At 66.6% G+C, this 20461-nt stretch carries 20 protein-coding genes; 9 read left to right on the forward strand and 11 right to left on the reverse strand.

Translation table 11 applies throughout. The annotated features are described in order from the left end of the window. Positions 1 to 9: 9 nt before the first annotated feature. Entirely contained in the window at positions 10 to 1059 is a 1050-nt protein-coding gene (locus H8R02_RS16955; RefSeq protein ID WP_187082637.1) for a toxin-antitoxin system YwqK family antitoxin, read from the forward strand. Here H8R02_RS16955 and dnaB read toward each other — a convergent pair. From dnaB to ppsA, 11 genes are all read right to left on the reverse strand, one after another. Next, complete coding sequence (dnaB, locus tag H8R02_RS16960) at positions 1056 to 3515, reverse strand: replicative DNA helicase (RefSeq protein ID WP_187082638.1); 2460 nt, start codon at positions 3513 to 3515, stop codon at positions 1056 to 1058. The two genes, H8R02_RS16955 and dnaB, sit on opposite strands and share 4 nt — an antisense overlap. Positions 3516 to 3685: 170 nt before the next feature. Then, positions 3686 to 4138, reverse strand: a complete 453-nt coding sequence (gene rplI / locus H8R02_RS16965; protein ID WP_187082639.1) for a 50S ribosomal protein L9 — start codon at positions 4136 to 4138, stop codon at positions 3686 to 3688. Between the two features lie 10 nt (positions 4139 to 4148). After that, the gene (rpsR, locus tag H8R02_RS16970; RefSeq protein ID WP_187082640.1) at positions 4149 to 4430 is read right to left on the reverse strand and encodes a 30S ribosomal protein S18; all 282 of its coding nucleotides are present in this window, start codon (positions 4428 to 4430) and stop codon (positions 4149 to 4151) included. 21 nt (positions 4431 to 4451) lie between these two features. Continuing rightward, on the reverse strand, positions 4452 to 4724 hold the full coding sequence (gene priB / locus H8R02_RS16975; protein ID WP_187082904.1) for a primosomal replication protein N: 273 nt from the start codon (positions 4722 to 4724) through the stop codon (positions 4452 to 4454). A gap of 11 nt (positions 4725 to 4735) precedes the next feature. Continuing rightward, on the reverse strand, positions 4736 to 5101 hold the full coding sequence (gene rpsF, locus H8R02_RS16980) for a 30S ribosomal protein S6 (protein ID WP_187082641.1): 366 nt from the start codon (positions 5099 to 5101) through the stop codon (positions 4736 to 4738). An 83-nt stretch (positions 5102 to 5184) separates the two neighbouring features. Further along, a complete protein-coding gene (locus H8R02_RS16985; RefSeq protein WP_187082642.1) occupies positions 5185 to 5643 on the reverse strand; it encodes a hypothetical protein in 459 nt (152 codons plus the stop codon). Positions 5644 to 5673: 30 nt separating this feature from the next. After that, a complete protein-coding gene (locus tag H8R02_RS16990; protein ID WP_187082643.1) occupies positions 5674 to 6147 on the reverse strand; it encodes a hypothetical protein in 474 nt (157 codons plus the stop codon). A gap of 135 nt (positions 6148 to 6282) precedes the next feature. Then, entirely contained in the window at positions 6283 to 7974 is a 1692-nt protein-coding gene (locus H8R02_RS16995; RefSeq protein ID WP_187082644.1) for an MFS transporter, read from the reverse strand. A gap of 116 nt (positions 7975 to 8090) precedes the next feature. Continuing rightward, a complete protein-coding gene (locus H8R02_RS17000) occupies positions 8091 to 10163 on the reverse strand; it encodes a VC_2705 family sodium/solute symporter (protein WP_187082645.1) in 2073 nt (690 codons plus the stop codon). Beyond that, entirely contained in the window at positions 10156 to 10422 is a 267-nt protein-coding gene (locus H8R02_RS17005; RefSeq protein ID WP_255429387.1) for a DUF4212 domain-containing protein, read from the reverse strand. The genes H8R02_RS17000 and H8R02_RS17005 overlap by 8 nt, the downstream gene beginning before the upstream one ends. Positions 10423 to 10464: 42 nt before the next feature. Then, complete coding sequence (gene ppsA / locus H8R02_RS17010; RefSeq protein ID WP_187082647.1) at positions 10465 to 12858, reverse strand: phosphoenolpyruvate synthase; 2394 nt, start codon at positions 12856 to 12858, stop codon at positions 10465 to 10467. A gap of 144 nt (positions 12859 to 13002) precedes the next feature. On the opposite strand from ppsA, the gene ppsR reads away from it, so the two are divergent. The 8 genes from ppsR (at position 13003) to H8R02_RS17050 (ending at position 20460) form a co-directional block, all read left to right on the forward strand. Then, positions 13003 to 13824, forward strand: coding sequence for a posphoenolpyruvate synthetase regulatory kinase/phosphorylase PpsR (gene ppsR, locus H8R02_RS17015; RefSeq protein WP_187082648.1), 822 nt, complete (start codon positions 13003 to 13005; stop codon positions 13822 to 13824). A 107-nt stretch (positions 13825 to 13931) separates the two neighbouring features. Beyond that, the gene (ahpC, locus tag H8R02_RS17020) at positions 13932 to 14504 is read left to right on the forward strand and encodes an alkyl hydroperoxide reductase subunit C (RefSeq protein WP_187082649.1); all 573 of its coding nucleotides are present in this window, start codon (positions 13932 to 13934) and stop codon (positions 14502 to 14504) included. A 24-nt stretch (positions 14505 to 14528) separates the two neighbouring features. After that, positions 14529 to 16073, forward strand: a complete 1545-nt coding sequence (ahpF, locus tag H8R02_RS17025; RefSeq protein WP_187082650.1) for an alkyl hydroperoxide reductase subunit F — start codon at positions 14529 to 14531, stop codon at positions 16071 to 16073. Positions 16074 to 16112: 39 nt separating this feature from the next. Then, on the forward strand, positions 16113 to 16595 hold the full coding sequence (gene bfr / locus H8R02_RS17030; RefSeq protein ID WP_187082651.1) for a bacterioferritin: 483 nt from the start codon (positions 16113 to 16115) through the stop codon (positions 16593 to 16595). Positions 16596 to 16634: 39 nt separating this feature from the next. Continuing rightward, positions 16635 to 18851 (forward strand): TonB-dependent receptor, encoded by a 2217-nt coding sequence (locus H8R02_RS17035; protein ID WP_187082652.1) that lies wholly within the window; start codon positions 16635 to 16637, stop codon positions 18849 to 18851. 2 nt (positions 18852 to 18853) lie between these two features. Continuing rightward, positions 18854 to 19519 (forward strand): Fe2+-dependent dioxygenase, encoded by a 666-nt coding sequence (locus H8R02_RS17040; protein ID WP_187082653.1) that lies wholly within the window; start codon positions 18854 to 18856, stop codon positions 19517 to 19519. Positions 19520 to 19573: 54 nt separating this feature from the next. Then, complete coding sequence (locus tag H8R02_RS17045; RefSeq protein WP_187082654.1) at positions 19574 to 19798, forward strand: (2Fe-2S)-binding protein; 225 nt, start codon at positions 19574 to 19576, stop codon at positions 19796 to 19798. Between the two features lie 2 nt (positions 19799 to 19800). Then, positions 19801 to 20460: an energy transducer TonB gene (locus H8R02_RS17050; protein WP_435531282.1), complete on the forward strand. Its 660-nt coding sequence runs from the start codon at positions 19801 to 19803 to the stop codon at positions 20458 to 20460. Position 20461 lies beyond the last annotated feature (1 nt).

The raw sequence follows: 20461 nt of genomic DNA on the forward strand, positions 1-20461 counted from the left end.
GCGGCCACGATGCGCCGCGCCGCCCTGCCCTTGCTGCTGCTTCTTGCGTGCAATGCCCACGCGGTGCAGGACTGCGACATCGGCGGCGTGGGCGTCAACCCCGCCAACGGTGCCACCACGGAAGGCAAGACCGGGATCATGCGCTGCGTGGACCGCGACACGCGCGTCGTGCAGCGCGAGCAGGAGCTGCGGGGCGGCCGCTTCATCGGTTTGGTGCGTTTCTACGACAACGGCAAGCTCGCCAAGGAACACTCGGTCAACGAGCGGGGCAACCTGCAGGGTCGCGGGCGCGAGTTCGGGCCGCAGGGTCAGGTGCTGTTCGAGGGTGAGTACGACAACGGCGACCTCAAGGGCATCTCGCGGCGCTTCCATGCGAACGGGCAGCTGCGGGGCATCACCGTGCACGCGCCGCGGGGCGAGCCTGCGGCGGCGGCTTCGTTCAATGCGCAGGGGCAGCTCACCGAATTGCGTTGCGGCGCGCGGCCGCAGCTCGCGCCGGCGGTAGACGATGCAAGGCTGTGCGGCTTCGGCTCGCCCTCTTCCGTCGACCTTTACAACGAGCGAGGTGTCCTGCAGTTCAAGGTGAACCTGCAGGACGGCTTGCGCACGCGCGTTGCGCGCCTCGACGAGCAGGGGCGCGTGCGGCAGCAGGAAGACATCGACCCCGCAAAGCAGTCGCGCCGGCTGCAGCAGTTCGCCGACAGCGGCACGCTGGTGCGCGACCAGCGCTGGGAGGCCGGGCTTCCGGTGCTCGACGTTCAGCACTACCTGAACGGCCAGCCGCGCACGAAGACCGAGTGGAAGGGGTCGCAGATCGTCGAGACCGGCTATGGCGACGATGGGCGCGTGACGACCACCGGGACCTGGGTGAGCGCGCGCGGCGGGCGCCAGCCTACTGGCACGCACCAGCGCTTCAACGCCGCAGGTCGGCTGGTGGGCGAGTCGACCTACGACGAGCGAGGACGCATCACTCGCGAGAAGGCTTGGGACGACGGCGGCACTTTGCTTCGCGACGATGCCGTGTTCGAGGACGGCTCGCGCAAGGCGTTCTCGCGCTAGAACGCGTCCGTGCCGCTCGCGAGGTTCTCGAACTTCGTCAGCTGCTTGATGAACGCCATCTTCACCGTGCCGGTGGGGCCGTTACGCTGCTTGCTGATGATCAGCTCCGAGACGCCGGGCTCCTTGGAGTCCTTGTTGTAGTAGTCGTCGCGGTAGATGAACATGATCACGTCCGCGTCTTGCTCGATGGCGCCGGATTCGCGCAGGTCGCTCATCATGGGGCGCTTGTCGGTGCGCGATTCCACGCCACGGGACAGCTGCGACAGCGCGATCACCGGGCAGCCCAGCTCCTTCGCCAGCATCTTCAGGCCCCGCGAGATTTCACCGATGGCCGTGGCGCGGTTCTCGTCGCTCATGCCCGAGGACACGCTCATGAGCTGCAGGTAGTCGACCACGATCAGCCCCAGCTTGCCGCCGCACTGGCGTGCCAAGCGACGCGCGTTGGCGCGCAACTCGCTCACCGTGAGGCCCGGCGTTTCGTCGATATGCAGCGAGATGTTGCGCAGCTTCTCGATCGCCTCCGTCAGCCGCGGCCACTCGTCGTCCGTCAGCTTGCCGGTGCGAAGGTGGCCCTGGTCGATGCGGCCGATCGAGCCTACGATACGGACTGCCAGCTGGCTCGCGCCCATTTCCATCGAGAACACCGCAACCGGCAGGCCTTCGTTGAGGGCGACGTGTTCGGCGATGTTGATGGCAAGGGACGTGTTGTGCGTGACGACGTCGCCGTCGGTGATGTACAGCTTCGATGGATGGCTGACGGAGATGCACTGGCACTCGGCCTGGCGAGTCGGCTGCACCGACATCACGTTCAAGCGCTTCTGCCGCTGCCACGTTGCAGGCGCCCGCGCCTGTTTGGCTGCGAGCAGGAAAAGTGAACGTGGCTCGGGATGGCTGATATGGCAGACGTACGCCGGCAGGCCCGGCACCTTGATACCGGCCACATTCGTGAATCGAGGCTGCTTGGCCGTGATCGAGCACCACCCACCCAGGGAGCGGACAAGCTCGGCGACATCCTGGGCCATTTGCGCGCTGGCTGTCGAGAGCCGCACGGTGCCCCACTTCTCCACCCAACCATCGGTGTCCAGCAGTCCGCGCAGGACGTCGAGGCGCGCTTCCTTGCCAGCCTCGAGATAAAGGCGCGGGATGAACTTGCGATCGCTCGGCAGCCCGGACAGCTGCAATGCATCCAGCGCCACGCGCAGCGGATTCGGTTGCGTGCCCTGCAAGCCCTTCACGCGGGCGCGGTCGCGGCGAACGATGCGCCAGTCGTAGGCCTGCGAGTGGACGAGCTCCATGTCGTCGTCGATGCGCGCGGACATCTGCTCCAACGTCTCGTCCGAAGCCGAAGAGAACAACACGCTCCCGCTGCCTGTCAGGCAGCCGTCCCCGAGCAAAGCGCCGAGCACCCACGGGTCGATGGGCAATGGCTCCTGGTGCCCGAAGTCTCCGCTCGCACGTTCGATCCACAACCGATTCTGGTATCGCTTGCGCGAGAGAAGGCGAGTGAGTTCAGTCGTATCGACCGTCCGCGGTGAGTCCCAGTGGCGGCAATTCACTTGCCATAGATGCTCGGCGCAGCACTCCGCCGAGCGGCCATCCGAGAACGTGACCCGATAGACCTGCTTGACCCCTTGGGGGAACACGCCGGTCACCATGGAAGGGCGGCCGTCGACCGATGCCAACGCGTCGCCGACTTCCAGCTCTCCCATCTGCTTCCAGCCGGTGAGCGTGCGCACCTTCGCATCGAGCGGCTGCGCCTTGCCCATCGAGGGCCGCGCCGCCAGGATGATCAGGTCCCCCGCCTGCAAACCGCTCGTCATGCGATCGAGGTCATAGAACCCGGTCGGCACCCCCGTGATGTCGTTGGGGTTGTCCGCCATCTCCTGCACGCGATCGAGCAGCTGCACCACCAGGCTGTCCATGCCCTGGAAGCCTTGCTTCATCCGCGAGCCTTCCTCGCCGATGTTGAAGATCTTCTGCTCGGCCTCGTCGAGGATCTTGTCGACGGCCTTGCCTTGCGGGTTGAAGGATGCGGTGGCGATCTCGTCGGCCGCGCTCACCAGCTTGCGCAGGATGGAGCGCTCGCGGACGATCTCCGCGTAGCGGCGGATGTTGCCCGCGCTGGGCACGTACTGCGCCAGCGAGTTGAGGTACGCAAGCCCGCCGACCTCCTCGGCCTTGCCGAGGGATTGCAGCTGCTCGAAGACGGTGACCACGTCCGCCGGCTTCGTGGCGTTCACCAGGCCGCCGATCGCCGCGAAGATCAGCCGGTGCTCGTAGCGATAGAAGTCCGCATCGGTGAGCAGGTCGCCCATGCGGTCCCACGCGCCGTTATCGAGCAGCAGGCCGCCCAGCACGCTCGACTCGGCCTCGATCGAGTGCGGCGGGATGCGCAGCTGCGCGACCTGCTTGTCGCGGGGGAAATCGTCGTCGGCGGGAGAAAGGACTGCGGACATGGAGGAGGAAGAGCGGATGCTACGCGGCACGGTCGGGCCCGTCACGGGACAAGTATGTGGATAACGAGTGGGTTTGCGGTGGCTACAAAAGGAAAAGCCGCCCGGAGGCGGCTTTCGTCGCGTAGCGACAAAACCACTATGTGGTTTTGTTCATGACAACGTGGTGTCAGTTAGGCGGTTTCGCCGTACACCGTGACGTTGATCTCCACGACCACGTCGGTGTGCAGCGCCACGTTCACGTTGCTGTCGCCCACCATCTTGATCGGGCCGTTGGGCATGCGCACCTGGGCCTTGACGACCTTGTAGCCTTGCTTGTTCAGCTCTTCGGCGATGTCGAAGTTGGTGACGGAGCCGAACAGGCGGCCGTCCACGCCGGCCTTCTGGGTCAGCTTGATGGTCGTGCCGGCGAGCTTCTCGCCTTGGGCTTGCGCGTCGGCCAGCTTGGCGGCGGCGGCCTTTTCCAGTTCGGCGCGCTTGGCTTCGAATTCGGCCTTGTTGGCTTCCGTCGCGCGGCGTGCACGGCCCGTCGGGATCAGGAAGTTGCGGGCATAACCGTCCTTGACCTTGGCGATCTCGCCGAGCTCACCGACGTTGGGGACTTTCTCGAGCAGGATGACTTGCATTGCGTGCTCCTCAGATCTTGTGCTGGTCGCTGTAGGGCAGCAGGGCCAGGAAGCGCGCGCGCTTGATGGCGGTGTTCAGCTGCCGCTGGTAGATCGCGCGCGTGCCGGTCAGGCGCGCGGGGATGATCTTGCCGTTCTCGCTGATGAAATCGCGCAGCGTGTCGACGTCCTTGTAGTCGATCTCCTCGACGCCGGCGACGGTGAAGCGGCAGAAGCGCTTGCGCTTGAACAGCAGGGACTGCGTGTTGCGCTTGGGGCGCTTGTCCTTGTTGAACTTCTTGAAGGTGGCCATGTGGGACCTCTTTCGATGAATCTAATCTTGCTGGAATGACTGGATATGCAGAACCGGGTGCTTGCCGTTGCGCGGGGCCGCCAGGAAACCGTGGAACCGGAAGCCTGAACCGACTGCCTGCCGCGCGAGCGTTTCGGCCAACGTGCCGAACGCCACGGCCCTGAGCTCCACTTTCACCTGCCGCCTGCCGCCTGCCTCTTCGACTTCGGACTCGTGTTCGAGCCTCAAATCGACGGCGGGCAGCCCGGCCGGGGTGTGCCGCAGGGCCGAAACCTCCGCGACGCGGGCGCCCAGGACAACCTGGTTTACGACTGGAACTCCGCCTGCTGGGCCTTGCGGGCTTCCTCGCGCTCGACGGTCTTCATCATCGAGGACGGGCCCGTGTCGGCCTTCTTGCGCACCACGGTGAGGTGGCGCAGCACGGCGTCGTTGAAGCGGAAGGCATGCTCCAGCTCACCCATCACGGCCTGGTCGGCCTCGATGTTGATGCACAGGAAGTGGGCCTTGGCCAGCTTGTTGATCTGGTAGGCGAGCTGGCGGCGACCCCAGTCCTCGACGCGGTGGACCTTGCCGCCGCCGGTGGTGATCATGCCCTTGTAACGCTCCAGCATGGCCGGAACCTGCTCGCTTTGATCCGGGTGGATCAGCAAGACGATCTCGTAGTGACGCATAAGACTCCTTGTGGGTTGGATCCACCCCCAGCGTCTTTTTGGGGTGTGGAAAGGGAAAGCCCGCGATTATAGCGCGAAGGCTTCTAGTCGTTCAGGAGCCGGTCCAGCATCTCGAACCGCTCCGGCCCGACCGCCTCACGGATCTTGGGCGCGAGGGCCAGCAGGTCCATGTAGGTCGTGGCGTTCTCGACCGCATTGTTGAGCCGGTAGCCCATCAGTCCGAGGCTGGAAGTCAGCATGGACGCGTACGGCCACGCCTCCTCGAAGCGCTGCTCCGGCGTGCGCCCGCTGCGCTTGGCCTGCAGCTTCTGTTCCATGGCCAGGTGCATGGCCGCCGATTTCGAGAGCTCCTCGACCAGGCCCAGCTCCACCAGCTTGTCGATGTCGGCCTGCGTGACGCCGCCCGCCTTGGTCGCTGCCAGGATCTCGTCGGTGGTCTTCTTGCCGTCCACGAGGATGAAGGCCGAACGCTGGCGCGGGGTCAGCGGCACCGACCGGTCTTTCAGAACCCGGTGCCCCTGGAGCGTCTTGATGATGACCATTCACCCCTCCAATGCCACGAACCGCAATTCTCAATGGTCGTTCAGGGCGTTGTCCAGCGGCCGGAATTTCTCGTCGCCGACGGCGTCGCGGATCTTCGGCGCCACGGCCAGCAGGTCCTCGTAGCTGGTCGCCGCTTCCACGGCGAGGTTCAGGCGGAAGCCGCGCAGGCCGAGGCCGGCCGTCAGGGCCGTGGCGATCGGGTACGCCTCGGCGTAGCGCTCCTGCGGCGTGCGGTGCTTGTGGCGCTCGACCGCCTCCTGCTGCGCCACGGCGGCGGCCGCCTCGGCGCGGGTGCGGTCCGGCGCGACGTCGGCGATGAGGCCCAGCTCGAGCAGCTTGTCGGTGTCCTCGCGGGTCACCCCGGCCGCCGCCGTGGCGGCCAGGACGTCCTCGACGGTCCGCTTGCCATCGAACAGGATCAGCGCGGAGCGCTGGCGGGGGGTGAGCGCGACGGAGCGGTCCTTCAGGACGCGCTGGCCGGCTTCTGTCTTGGCGACGAGCATGGTTTTGGCCTTACTGCTGGCTTACCAGACTGTGCACCCATGCAGTGCGTTTTGAATTGGGGTTTGCGCGATATGGATTGCGCAGGCGCAAAAAAGCCCGCCGAAGCGGGCTTTTCGTTGCACGGAGGCAGCGCGTCAATCGTGCGCGTAGATGTCCACGTCCTTGGTTTCCTTCACGAACAGCATGCCGATCACGAAGGTGCCGGCGGCCACGATCACCGGGTACCACAGGCCGTAGAAGATGTCGCCCGTTGCGGCCACCATCGCGAAGGCGGTGGTGGGCAGCAGGCCGCCGAACCAGCCGTTGCCGATGTGGTACGGCAGGCTCATCGACGTGTAGCGGATGCGCGTCGGGAACAGCTCGACCAGCATCGCCGCGATCGGGCCGTACACCATCGTCACCAGGATGACCAGGTAGACCAGGATGGCCAGCACCATCGGCTTGTTCATCTTGTCGGCGGTGGCCGGCTGCGACAGCCCGGCGGCCTTCACGCCATCGGCCACGGCCTTGCGGAACTCGGCCAGCGCCTTCGCGCTATCGGCCGAGAAACCGTGACCGGCTTCGTTCAGCGTCGCGGCGGGCGCCGTGAACGTCTTGTCGCCGATCTGGATCGTGGCCGGGCCGGTGCCGGCCTTGTTCTCATACGGGACGTAGGCGGTCGACAGCGCGCGCTTGGCGATGTCGCACGAAGTGCGGAAGTCGATCTCGCGCGCGATCGGGCTGCCCTGGAACGAGCACTCCGCCGGGTTCGCCGTGACGACCACCTTGCTCTTCTGCTGCGCTTCCACGATCGCCGGGTTGGCGAACTTCAGCAGCATCGGGAACACCGTGAAGTAGGTCACCGCGGCCAGCAGGCAACCCGCCATGATGATCGGCTTGCGGCCGATGCGGTCGGACAGCGAACCGAACACGATGAAGAACGGCGTGCCGATGATCAGCGACGCGGCGATCAGCAGGTTGGCCGTGGTCACGTCCACCTTCGCGATCGTCGTCATGAAGAACAGCGCGTAGAACTGGCCCGAGTACCACACCACCGCCTGGCCGGCCGTGAGGCCGAGCAGCGCGAGGATCACGATCTTCAGGTTCTTCCACTGGCCGAAGGACTCGGTCAGCGGCGCCTTGGACGTGCGGCCCTGCGACTTCATGCGCTGGAAGGCGGGCGACTCGTTCAGCGACAGCCGGATCCACACGGAGATGGCCAGCAGCAGGATCGAGACCAGGAAGGGGATGCGCCAGCCCCAGTCGGCGAAGTCCTTGGTGCCCAGCGACTCGCGCACGCCCAGGATCACCAGCAGCGACAGGAACAGGCCCAGCGTCGCGGTGGTCTGGATCCACGACGTGTAGGCGCCGCGCTTGCCGTGCGGTGCGTGCTCCGCGACGTACGTGGCCGCGCCGCCGTACTCGCCGCCGAGGGCCAGGCCCTGCAGCAGGCGCAGCACGATCAGGATGACCGGGGCCGCGATGCCGATGGACTTGTAGCCGGGCAGCAGGCCCACGATGAACGTCGACGCGCCCATGATCAGGATGGTGATCAGGAACGTGTACTTGCGCCCGATCAGGTCGCCCAGGCGCCCGAACACGATGGCACCGAACGGCCGCACGAGGAAGCCGGCTGCGAAAGCGAGCAGCGCGAAGATGTAGGCCGACGTCGGGTCCAGGCCCGAGAAGAACTGCGCGCCGATGATCGCGGCGAGCGAGCCGTAGAGGTAGAAGTCGTACCACTCGAAGACCGTGCCGAGCGACGAGGCGAAGATGACCTTCTTCTCCTCGGCGGTCATCGGCGCGGACGCCGCGTTCGCGGCGGTTGCGCTGGATGCTGTTGCCATGTGTGATGTCTCCTGCTTGGAATGAAGCAAGGGCAGTCTTGGAAGAGCGTCTGACGCAGAACTGACGCGCAGCGCCGATGAAACATCTTTCAGGGCAAGCCCTGATAGGGCTATCCCTAGGCTTGTGGCGCCACGGCCGGCTTCGGTGCCGTGACGAGGCTCACGAGCACCGTCACCGCGAAGCCCACAGGCACGCCGAACACGCCCGCCGAAAGCGGCTGGATGCCGAACCACAGCGACTGGCCCGGCGGCAAGCCGAGGTTCGCGCGCACGCCGGGCACGTTCACGAGCATGTAGTACACCGTGACGCCGAGCCCGGCGAGCATGCCGGCAACAGCCGCGCCGGCGCTCGTGCGCGCCCAGAAGATGCCCAGCACCATCGCCGGCACGAAGGCCGATGCCGCGAGCGAGAACGACGCGGACACGAGCGGCAGGATCTCCGCGGGCTTGAGCGAAGCCACCATCGCCGCGACCATGGCGACCGCGAGCAGCGCGAACTTCGACAGGATCACGCGCTGCTCCGGCGTGACGTGCGGGTTGATCTCGTGGCAGTACACGTCGCGCACGAGCGCGTTGCTGATCGTCAGCAGCAGGCCGTCGGCCGTGGAGAGCGCGGCCGCGAGTCCGCCCGCGGCGACGAGGCCCGAGATGACGTAAGGCAAGCCGCCGACCTCGGGCGTCGCCAGCATGATGATGTCCGCACCCAGCTTGATCTCGCCCCATTGGACGGTGCGGTCGCCGTTGATGTCGGAAACGGAGATCAGCGACGGGTCCACCTTGGCCCACTGCGCCATCCAGGCGGGCAGCGCGTCGAAGCTGCTGCCCACGAGGTTGTTCATTACCTCGAACTTCACGAGCGTGGCGAGCGCCGGCGCACTCACATAGACGACCGCGATGAAGAACAGCGACCAAGCAACCGAAGCGCGCGCGGTCGCGACGTTCGGGGTGGTGTAGTAGCGCGTGAGCAGGTGCGGCAGCCCCGCCGTGCCCACCATGAGGCAGAACATGAGCGCCAGGAAGTTCAGGCGCGTCGTGTTGAACGCGTCCTGCTCCTCGGGCGTGCCGTTCGGGTCGCCGGCATACGGGCGCACGTGGGCCGGCATGCCGCCCAGCGGCTTGGCGCGCTCGTAGCTCTCGTTCATCTGCCGCGTCCACAGGTCGCGCGCGGACTGCACGTCCTTCGGCAGCGCGGCGAGGTCGCGGTTGGCCTGCACGATCAGCGCCGAATCCGCACTGTTGGCCTTCAGGCGCCGGATGCGGTCCTGCGCCGCCGTGCGCTCGCGCTGCAGCGAACCTTCGATGTCGCGCAGCTTGGACTCGTACTCCTGTGCGCGCCTGAGGAACGCGGCGCGCACCTCCTGCTCGGCCGGGTCGTTCGCGAGCCGCTTTTCCAGCTCGGTGATCTTGTTCAGCTGTTCCCCGTAGACGAGCGGGGCGAGCGGGTTGCCCAGCTGCTTGTACGCCAGCCACGAGACGGGGATGAGGAAGGCGAGCAGCAGCACCACGTACTGCGCGACCTGCGTCCACGTGATCGCCCGCATGCCGCCGAGGAACGAGCAGAGCAGCACGCCGCCAAGGCCCAGCAGGATGCCGAGCTCGAACTGCACGCCTGTGAGGCGCGATGCGATCAGCCCGATGCCGTAGATCTGCGCCACGACATAGGTGAACGAGCACACCACCGCGGCGAACGCCGCGATCACGCGCGGCCAGCGGCCGCCGTAGCGCACGCTGAAGTAGTCCGGCACGGTGTAGAGATTGAGCTTGCGCAGGTGCGGCGCAACGAGCAGCGCCACGAGGCAGAAGCCGCCGGTCCACCCCAGCACGTACGCCAGCCCGCCCGATTGCCCTTCGCTGCCCGAGAAGCCCTGCAGGTACAGCCCGCCGGCCATGCTGATGAACGAAGCCGCGCTCATCCAGTCCGCCGCCGCCGCCATGCCGTTGTACATGGGCGGGATGCGGCGGCCCGCCACGTAGTACTCCTCCGGGTCGGTCGTGCGGCCGTAGATGCCGATCGCCGCGTACATCATCACCGTGGAGAACAGGAAGATCGGCCCCAGCCAGATGCGCGAGACGCCGCTGCGCTCGGCCCACGCGAGCAGGCCGAGGAACATGAGGAAGCCGATGACGAACGACGCGAAGATGCGATGCAGCCGCCGCTCGTAGACGACGTACTTCGGCAGCCTAGCCATCGCCTTCTTCGTCCGCGATGGAGTCCTCGGGCGCGAGCCGCGCCATCGCCCATGCATAAATGGCGACGATGGCGATGAAGGCGATCAGCGCGCCCTGCGCCGCCACCCAATAGCCGAACTGCCAGGCACCGACGGCGAACTGCAGGTCCCGCGCGAAGAACAGCGTGCCGAAGCTCACCAGCGCCCACACGGCCAGCAGCACGGCCTTCAGCCGCAACACGCGCGGGTCGTGCTTTTCCAGGACGTCGGGGGCCGCCATGGCACGGATCATCTCATCCGTGCTGCATGGCGTCCATTGGGGTCAGCCTTTCGCCAGCTGCTGCCAGGTCGCGATCACGCTGTCGGGGTTCAGCGAGATCGACGTGATGCCCTCTTCGGCGAGCCACTTCGCGAAGTCCGGGTGGTCGCTGGGGCCCTGCCCGCAGATGCCCACGTACTTGTTCTCCTTGCGGCAGGCCTGGATGGCGCGCGAGAGCATCGCCTTGACGGCAGGGTCGCGCTCGTCGAAGTCGGCCGCGAGCAGCTCGAGCCCGGAGTCGCGGTCGAGGCCCAGCGTGAGCTGTGTGAGGTCGTTGCTGCCGATCGAGAAGCCGTCGAAGAACTTGAGGAACTCCTCGGCCAGGATCGCGTTGCTGGGCACCTCGCACATCATGATGACCTTGAGGTCGTCCTTGCCGCGCTGCAGGCCGTGCTCGGCGAGCAGCTTCGTCACGCGGTCCGCCTGGCCCAGCGTGCGAACGAAAGGCACCATGACCTGCACGTTGGTCAGGCCCATCTCGCCGCGCACGCGGCGCAGTGCCTCGCACTCCATCGCGAAGGCCTCGCGGAACTCGCTGCTCACGTAGCGCGCCGCGCCGCGGAAGCCGAGCATCGGGTTCTCTTCCTCCGGCTCGTAGCGGCTGCCGCCGATCAGCTTGCGGTATTCATTGCTCTTGAAGTCCGACAGGCGCACGATCACCGGCTTGGGCCAGAACGCGGCGGCGATCGTCGCCACGCCTTCGGCCACCTTGTCGACGTAGAACGCGCGCGGCGATGCATGGCCGCGGGCCACCGACTCCACCGCCTTCTTCAGGTCCGCGTCCACCGCCGGGTAGTCGAGGATGGCCTTGGGGTGCACGCCGATGTTGTTGTTGATGATGAACTCCAGGCGCGCGAGGCCCACGCCGTCGTTCGGTAGCTGCGCGAAGTCGAACGCGAGCTGCGGGTTGCCGATGTTCATGCTGATCTTCACCGGGATCTTCGGCATCTCGCCGCGCTGCACTTCCTGCGTCTCGGTCTCCAGCAGCCCGTCGTAGATGAAGCCGGTGTCGCCTTCGGCGCAGCTCACGGTGACGAGCGTGCCGTCCTTCAGGCGCTCGGTGGCGTCACCGCAGCCCACGACGGCGGGGATGCCCAGCTCGCGCGCGATGATGGCGGCGTGGCAGGTACGGCCGCCGCGGTTCGTGACGATGGCGCTCGCGCGCTTCATCACCGGCTCCCAGTTGGGGTCGGTCATGTCCGTCACGAGGATGTCGCCGGCCTGCACCTTGTCCATTTCGGACAGGCTGTGAACCAGCCGCACGGGGCCCGTGCCGATCTTCTGGCCGATGGCGCGGCCTTCGGCCAGCACCGGGCCGCGGCCCTTGAGCTTGTACCGCGTTTCGGCCTTGCCCTGCTGCTGGCTCTTCACCGTTTCCGGGCGCGCTTGCAGGATGTAGAGCTTGCCGTCCACGCCGTCCTTGCCCCACTCGATGTCCATCGGGCGCTTGTAGTGCTCCTCGATCACGAGCGCGTAGCGGGCCAGCTCCTCGATGTCCGCTTCGCTGAGCGAATAGCGGTTGCGCTGCTCCAGTGGCACGTCCACCGTCTTCACCAGCTTGCCGCCCGCCTTCTTTTCCTCGGGCGTTGCGAACACCATCTGGACCAGCTTGGAGCCCAGGTTGCGCCGGATGGTGGCGCGCTTGCCGGCGCGCAGCATCGGCTTGTGGACGTAGAACTCGTCGGGGTTGACGGCACCCTGCACCACGGTCTCGCCGAGGCCGTAGCTCGACGTGATGAACACCACCTCCTGGAAGCCGGACTCGGTGTCGATCGTGAACATCACGCCCGCGGCGCCGAGGTCGGAGCGCACCATGCGCTGCACGCCCGCGGACAGCGCGACGTCGGCATGCGCGAAGCCCTTGTGCACGCGGTAGCTGATCGCGCGGTCGTTGTAGAGCGACGCGAACACTTCCTTCATCTTGTGCAGCACGTCCTCGATGCCGGTCACATTGAGGAAGGTCTCCTGCTGGCCGGCGAAAGATGCGTCGGGCAGGTCCTCGGCCGTCGCCGAAGAACGCACCGCGAAGCTCGCCTGCGCGTCACCACCCGACAGCTTTTCGAAAGCCTGGCGAATGGCCTGCTCCAGGTCGGCGGGGAAAGGCTGCGCCTCGACCCAGCCGCGGATCTCGGCACCGGCGGCGGCCAGCGCACGCACGTCGTCGGTGTCGAGCGCGGTGAGCTTCTCGTTGATGCGCTGGGCGAGGCCGCCATGCGCCAGGAACTGGCGGAAGGCATGGGCCGTGGTCGCGAAACCCGTGGGCACGCGCACGCCCTGGGGCAGCTGGGAGATCATCTCGCCGAGGCTGGCGTTCTTGCCGCCGACCGCCTCGACATCGGTCATTCTCAGGTTCTCAAACGGTACGACCAGGGAGGCCGCAGGGAAAAGCGCAGACATGGGAAAGCTCCGGAAGTTGAAACCTGCTGCGCGCGCGCGTATGCCAGCGAGCTTTCTCGTTGTTCTTCTCGGCTGTGGCGTGGCATCGGGAGGGCGCGTGAATTCGGATAATTGGGGCGGATTGTACGAACTTCACACTATTCCATGCACACCCGAACGGTCTTCTTCATCTCCGACGGCACCGGCATCACGGCCGAGACTTTCGGCAACGCTATCCTCGCGCAGTTCGAGATCAAGCCGAGGCACGTGCGGCTGCCCTTCATCGACACCGTGGACAAGGCCCACCAGGTCGTGCGGCAGGTCAACCATGTGGCGGAGCTGGAGGGCCGGCGGCCGATCGTGTTCACCACGCTGGTGAACGTCGAAGTGCTGCAGGTCATCGAGACCGAGTGCCGTGCCATGGTGCTGGACACCTTCGGCACCTTCGTGCGCCCGCTGGAGATCGAGCTGGGCATGAAGTCGAGCCACCGCGTGGGCCGCTTCTCCGACGTGAGCAAGAGCAAGGAGTACCACGACCGCATCGAGGCCATCAACTTCAGCCTGGCGCACGACGACGGGCAGAGCAACCGGGACCTCGAGGCCGCCGACGTCATCCTCGTGGGCGTCAGCCGCAGCGGCAAGACGCCGACGTCGCTCTACCTCGCCATGCAGCACGGCCTGAAGGCCGCGAACTACCCGCTCATCCCGGAAGACTTCGACCGCAAGCAGCTGCCCACCGCACTGGCCCCGCATCGCAAGAAGATCTTCGGGCTGACCATCCAGCCGGAGCGGCTGGCTGAAGTGCGCAACGAGCGGCGTCCGAACTCGCGCTATGCATCGCTGGAGAACTGCCGCGCCGAAGTGGCCGAGGCGGAAGCGATGATGCGTCGCGAAGGCATCCGGTGGCTGTCCACCACCACCAAATCGATCGAAGAGATCGCCACGACGATCCTGCAGGAGATCCGGCCCGAGCGGCTGGAGTACTGACGCTCAACCAATCGCGGCCATTGGGCCAATCAATCGGCCGTGCCTCGCCACGCCCATAGAATAGAGCCTGTCAATCGACATCAACACAACCATAGAGGTACTCAACAATGTCCCTGATCAACCAGCAAGTCCCCGAGTTCACCGCCACCGCGTACCACAAGGGCAAGTTCGTCCCGGTCACGCAGGACAACTTCAAGGGCAAGTGGTCGGTCGTGGTGTTCTACCCGGCGGACTTCACGTTCGTGTGCCCCACCGAGCTGGGCGACCTGGCCGACAACTACGCCGAGTTCCAGAAGCTGGGCGTGGAGATCTACGGCGTGTCCACCGACACCCACTTCACGCACAAGGCGTGGCACGACACGTCCGACACCATCAAGAAGGTGCAGTACCCGCTCGTGGGCGACCCGAGCCACCAGCTCGCGCGCTTCTTCCAGGTGCTGATCACCGAAGGCGAGGACACGGGCCTGGCGCTGCGCGGCACGTTCGTGATCGACCCCGAGGGCCGCATCAAGACGATCGAAGTGCACGACAACGGCATCGGCCGGGACGCGAAGGAAACGCTGCGCCGCGTTAGGGCCGCGCAGTACATCGCCGCGCACCCGGGTGAAGTCTGCCCGGCGAAGTGGGAGCAAGGCGCCGAGACGCTCAAGCCTTCGCTCGACCTGGTCGGCAAGATCTAAACGTTCCAAAGGAGAAGTTGCTCGATGCTCGACGCCAGCCTGAAGGCCCAACTGGCCAGCTACCTGGAACGCATCACGCAGCCGGTGGAACTGGCGGCGTCGCTCGACGACACGCCTGCTTCCGCCGAGATGCGGGCGCTCCTGAAGGACATCGCGGAGGCATCTCCGCGCATCACCGTCACCGAAACGCAGGGCGGGCCGCACCGCACGCCCTCGTTCTCGGTGAACCGCCCGGGCGAGAACACCGGCGTTCGTTTCGCCGGCCTGCCGATGGGCCATGAATTCACTTCGCTCGTGCTGGCCTTGCTGCAAGTGGGCGGTTATCCGCCAAAGGTGGAGCAGGCGCTGCTGGAGCAGATCCGCGCGCTCGACACCGACCTCGAATTCGAGGTGTACGTCTCGCTCACCTGCCACAACTGCCCGGACGTCGTGCAGGCGCTGAACCTGATGGCGGTGCAGAACCCGCGCATCAAGGCGACGATGATCGAAGGCGGCCTGTTCCAGGACGAGATCGCCGAGCGGCAGGTCATGGGCGTGCCCACCGTGTTCCTCAACGGCACGATGTTCGGCTCCGGCCGCATGAGCCTGGAAGAGATCGTCGCGAAGGTGGACCAGGGCGCGGTCGCTCGCGAGGCCGCGAAGATCGGCGACAAGCCGCCCTTCGATGTGCTCATCGTCGGTGGCGGCCCCGCGGGCGCCGCAGCCGCCGTGTATGCCGCGCGCAAGGGCATCCGCACGGGCATCGCGTCCGAGCGTTTCGGCGGCCAGGTGCTGGACACGCTGGGCATCGAGAACTTCGTCTCCATCAAGGAAACCGAAGGCCCGAAGTTCGCGCTGGCGCTGGAAGAACACGTACGCCACTACGACGTGGACATCATGAACCTGCAGCGCGCCAAGGCCCTGAAGGCCGGCGAGCTGATCGAGGTGGAATTGGAAAGCGGTGCGTCGCTCAAGGCGAAGAGCGTTGTCATCACAACCGGCGCGCGCTGGCGCAAGCTGGGCGTGCCAGGGGAGGAGCAGTACCGCAACAAGGGCGTGGCCTACTGCCCGCACTGCGACGGCCCGCTCTTCAAGGGCAAGCGCGTGGCGGTGGTCGGCGGCGGCAACTCCGGGGTGGAGGCGGCGATCGACCTCGCGGGGATCGTGGCGCATGTCACGCTGATCGAGTTCGGCGAGCAGCTGCGCGCGGACGCCGTGCTGCAGCAGAAACTCGCGACGCTGCCGAACGTGACGACGGTCCTCAACGCCCAGACGACCGAAGTCACCGGCGACGGCCAACGCGTGAACGGCCTCGTCTACAAGGACCGTGCGAGCGGCGAGGAACAGCGCGTCGAACTTGAAGGTGTGTTCGTGCAGATCGGCCTCGTGCCCAACACCGAATGGCTCAAGGGCTCGGTGGACCTATCGCGCCACGGCGAGATCGTGGTCGACGCGAAGGGCCAGACCTCGATCCCCGGCGTGTTTGCCGCGGGCGATGCGACGACGGTGCCGTTCAAGCAGATCATCATCGCCGCGGGCGAAGGTGCGAAGGCGGCGCTCGGGGCTTTCGACTACCTCATCCGCAGTTAGTCGTTACCATGGCCGGATAACTCCAAAGGAGATCCGGCCATGCAAGGCGATCCGCAAGTCATCCAGCACCTGCAGGCCCAGCTCAGGAACGAGCTCACGGCCACCAACCAGTACTTCCTGCACTACCGCATCCTCAAGCACTGGGGCTTCGAGAAGCTCGCGAAGAAGGAGTACGAGGAGTCGATCGGCGAGATGAAGCACGCCGACCGGCTGATGGAGCGCATCCTCATGCTCGATGGCCTGCCCAACCTGCAGGACCTGGGCAAGCTGATGGTGGGCGAGGACGTGCCGGAGATCCTCAACGCCGACCTGCAGAGCGAGCGCGGTGCACAGGCCACCATCAAGGCCGGCATCTCGCAATGCGAGGCGTCCGGCGACTACGTCTCCCGCGAGATCCTGCAGCACATCCTCGAGGACACCGAGGAGCACATCGACTACCTCGAGACCCAGCTGGACCTGCTGGCCAAGGTCGGCCTGCAGAACTACCTGCAATCGGCCATGGGCGACGCCGGCGAAAGCTAAATGAGATAGATTCGCATTTGCAGCTAGAATCGGCTGCAAATGCTGAACGACAAAGAAACTTCCGTCTTCCTCCCCCTTGGGGCCATGCTGCTGTCCGCCTCGTTCGGCAGCTGGGCGCAGACCACCCCCGCGCCCACCACCCTCAAGCCGGTCATCGTCAGGGACAAGGCCGAAGGCCGGGACTCGATCCGCGCCACGGACACCCACATCGGCAAGGGCACGCAGGAGCTGCGCGACATCCCGCAGTCGATCACCGTCATCACCGAGAAGCTGATCGACGACCGCAACCTGGACACGATGAAGGACGCGCTGAAGAACAGCGCCGGCATCACGTTCCAGGCGGCCGAGGGCGGCGAGGAGGACATCCGCCTGCGCGGGTTCTCGCTCGCGACCACCGGGGACATCTTCCTCGACGGCATGCGCGACCCGGCGTTCTACGACCGCGACACCTTCAACAACGACCGCATCGAGGTGCTGCGCGGCTCGGCGTCGATGCTGTTCGGCCGCGGCTCCACCGGCGGCGCCGTCAACCAGGTGAGCAAGCTGCCGCGCCTGCTGGACGGCCATGAGGTGACCACCACGCTCGGCAACCACCAGTACAAGCGCATCACGGGCGACTTCAACTGGGTGACCGGCGAGAACCAGGCGCTGCGCGTGAACGCGATGGCGACCAAGGCGGACGACAACGGCACCGGCGCGAGCATCGACAAGCGCGGCCTCGCCCTCGCCTACCGCTGGGGGATCGGGACGCGCAACGAGTTCCTCGTCAACGGCTACTACCTCGACAACGACAACGGCCTCAATTACGGCTTGCCTTGGATCCGCCCGACAGCGGCCTCCACTTCGGGCGGCAACACGCCGATTCCCGGCCTCGCGCCGACGACCAACTACGGGCTCAGCTCAGACCGCAACGACGGCGGGGCCCGCTTCCTCGCCTTCAGCCACGTCCACCGCTTCGACGGCGGCAGCGAGCTGAAGACGCAGGTGCGCAAGGGTGCGTTCGAGCGGGACCTGCGCGCAGGCGCCGTGCGGTTCGTCGACACGAACACAAGCCTCGCCAACCTCGGCGCAGCCACGCAACTGCGACGCGGCAACAACTTCAAGATCCAGGACGTCGACACGCTGCATGCGCAGAGCGACCTGAGCGCGAAGTTCGAAGCGGCCGGGTTCAGGCACGAACTGCAGACCGGCATCGACGCCGCTCGCGAAGAGAAAGTCGTGTACATCCCGCGCAGCGCGGCGCAAGGCGGCGTGGACCTCACCAAGCCGCTCACCACGATCGGCATGCCGGGCCCGAACGGCTGGGTCGACGAGTCGCGGCGCCTCCTGCGCACGAACAACCAGTTCACCAACAAGGCCTGGGGCGTGTACGCACAGGACCTCGTGCAGGTGGCGCCGCACTGGAAGCTGCTGGGCGGCCTGCGCTACGACAGCATGGACGGCCGCTACGACCAGTTCAACATCCCCGCCAATGCGCCGGGCCCGCTCTCGACAGTGAGCTACGAGCAGAAGATTTCCGAGGTGAGCAAGCGTGCAGGCGTGCTGTACCAGCCCGACGACCACCGCTCCTTCCACTTCTCGTGGGGCACGTCGTTCAACACGTCCGGCGACTCGTACTCGTACAACGCGCAAAGCGCGAACACGCCCCCCGAGCAGAGCGAGAACCTCGAGCTCGGCGCCAAGTTGGATTCGCAGGACAAGCGCTTCTCCTACCGCTTCGCCCTCTTCCATTCGACCAAGAAGAACGAGCGCAACACCGATCCGGACACGGCCGCAACGCGATTGCTGCTCTCGGGCAAGCGCCACAGCGCCGGCTTCGAGTTCGACATCAGCGGCCGCATCACGCCCCAGTGGGAGGTCTACGGCTCGTACATGTGGATGCCAATCGCGCGTGTCGATGAAGCGGCGTCGACGGCCACCACCGTCGGCAACCGCGTCGGCGACCGCCCGGGCCTGAGCCCGCGGCACAGCGGCACTTTCTGGACCACGTACCAGTTCACGCCGAAGTGGCGGGCCGGCGCGGGCGTCAACTTCCGCAGCCCGCAAGCCCCCGCCGACGTGACCGCTCCGGCGTGGGAAGCGCCCGGCTTCGCGACCGTGGACCTGATGGCGGAGTACAACATCAACGACACGTTCGCCGTGAAGGGCAACGTGAGCAACCTCGCGGACAAGTACTACGCCGATGCGCTCTACCGCGGGCACTACGTCCCCGGCGCGGGCCGCCTCGTGCAGGTTTCCCTCACCGCACGGTTCTGAAGATGATCGTCACCCTCTCTCTCTTCACCCCCGAAGAAGTGCGCGAAGCGCGCCGCGTGCTCGACGCGGCACCTTGGGCCGAGGGACGGGTGACGGCCGGCTCGCAGGCCGCTCAGGCCAAGAACAACGAGCAGCTGAGCGCCGACTGTGACGAGTCGCGCTACCTGCAGCAGATGGTCTTGCGCGCGCTCGACCGCGCGCCGCGCTTTCTCGCGGCGGCGCTGCCGCGCAAGGTGTTCCCGCCGCGCTTCAACCGCTACACCGGTGCGGCCAATGCGTTCGGGCCGCACGTCGACGGCGCGATCCGATTTGCCGAGCAGGGCGTGCGCGTGCGAAGCGACCTCTCCTGCACGCTGTTCCTGAGCGAACCGGACGACTACGACGGCGGCGAGCTCGTGACGGGCGGGCAGCGCCTCAAGCTCGCGGCCGGACAGGCGGTGCTCTACCCCGCCACCACGATCCACGAGGTGACGCCGGTAACACGCGGCGCCCGCATCGCCAGCTTCTTCTGGATCGAGAGCATGGTGCGCAGCCACGAGCAGCGCGCCCTGCTGCTGGACCTGGACGACGCCCTTACCCGCCTGCGCTCGCGCCACGGCGACGACAGCGACACTGTCGCGCTGACGGGTACCTACCACAACCTTCTTCGTATGTGGGCGGATACCTGACTTGACGTAGGTCAATACGAATGCGAGCAATTCTCATTTATACTTGACCCCATCATGATCGTTTGCGTCTGCCGCCGAGTGTCCGACCGCGAGATCGCCCGCCACGCCCGGGCGGGGATGTCGTTCGACGACATCCAGTTCGAGCTGGGCGTGGCCACGCAGTGCGGCCAGTGCGAAGGCTGCGCCCGAGAGATCGTCGACCAGTGCTGCTCGTCGCAGCCGGTGGCCGCCATCCGTGACGGCGTCGCCACGCGTACGGACGTTTCCCCCGCCGCCTGACAATCGCTTCCGTGAACGCGTCGAACCGCAATCTGTGGATCGCGGGCGGTGTGCTCGTCTTCCATGCCGCGGCACTCTGGGCCTTGCAGAGCGGCCTGGTGCGGCGCGCCGTCGAAGTGATCGTGCCCGTGAGCGTGCTCGCGGAGATGGTCACGCCGCCCGCGCCGCAGCCCGAGCCACCGAAGCCGCCCACCCCCGTGCTGCGGCAGCCGCACCCCGCGAAGCCGTCCCTGCCCCCAGCACCCCAGCCCGTGGCTCGCATCGACGCCGCGCCCTCGCCCAACGCGCCCACCGGCGTCGCCGAGCCGCAGCCGCCCGCGCCGCCGATTGCCGCGCCTGTGGCCGCCGCGCCCGTGGCGGCTCCACCCGCGCCGCCACGCATCGAGCTGCCGTCGAGCGACGCCGACTACCTGCACAACCCCAAGCCCGCCTACCCCGCCATGAGCAAGCGCATGGGCGAGCAAGGCAAGGTGCTGGTGCGCGTGCTGATCGGCGCCGACGGTTCGCTGATCGAAGCCGCGATCACGCAGTCCAGCGGCTACGAGCGCCTCGACCAGGCCGCGCTGTCCGCGGTGCGCCAGTGGCGCTTCGTGCCCGGCAAGCGCAATGGCGTTGCCGTGCAGATGGCGCACCAGGTCCCCATCAATTTCGTTCTCGAGTAAG

Source organism: Ramlibacter albus (assembly GCF_014297445.1).
Classification (GTDB): Bacteria; Pseudomonadota; Gammaproteobacteria; order Burkholderiales; family Burkholderiaceae_C; genus Ramlibacter; species Ramlibacter albus.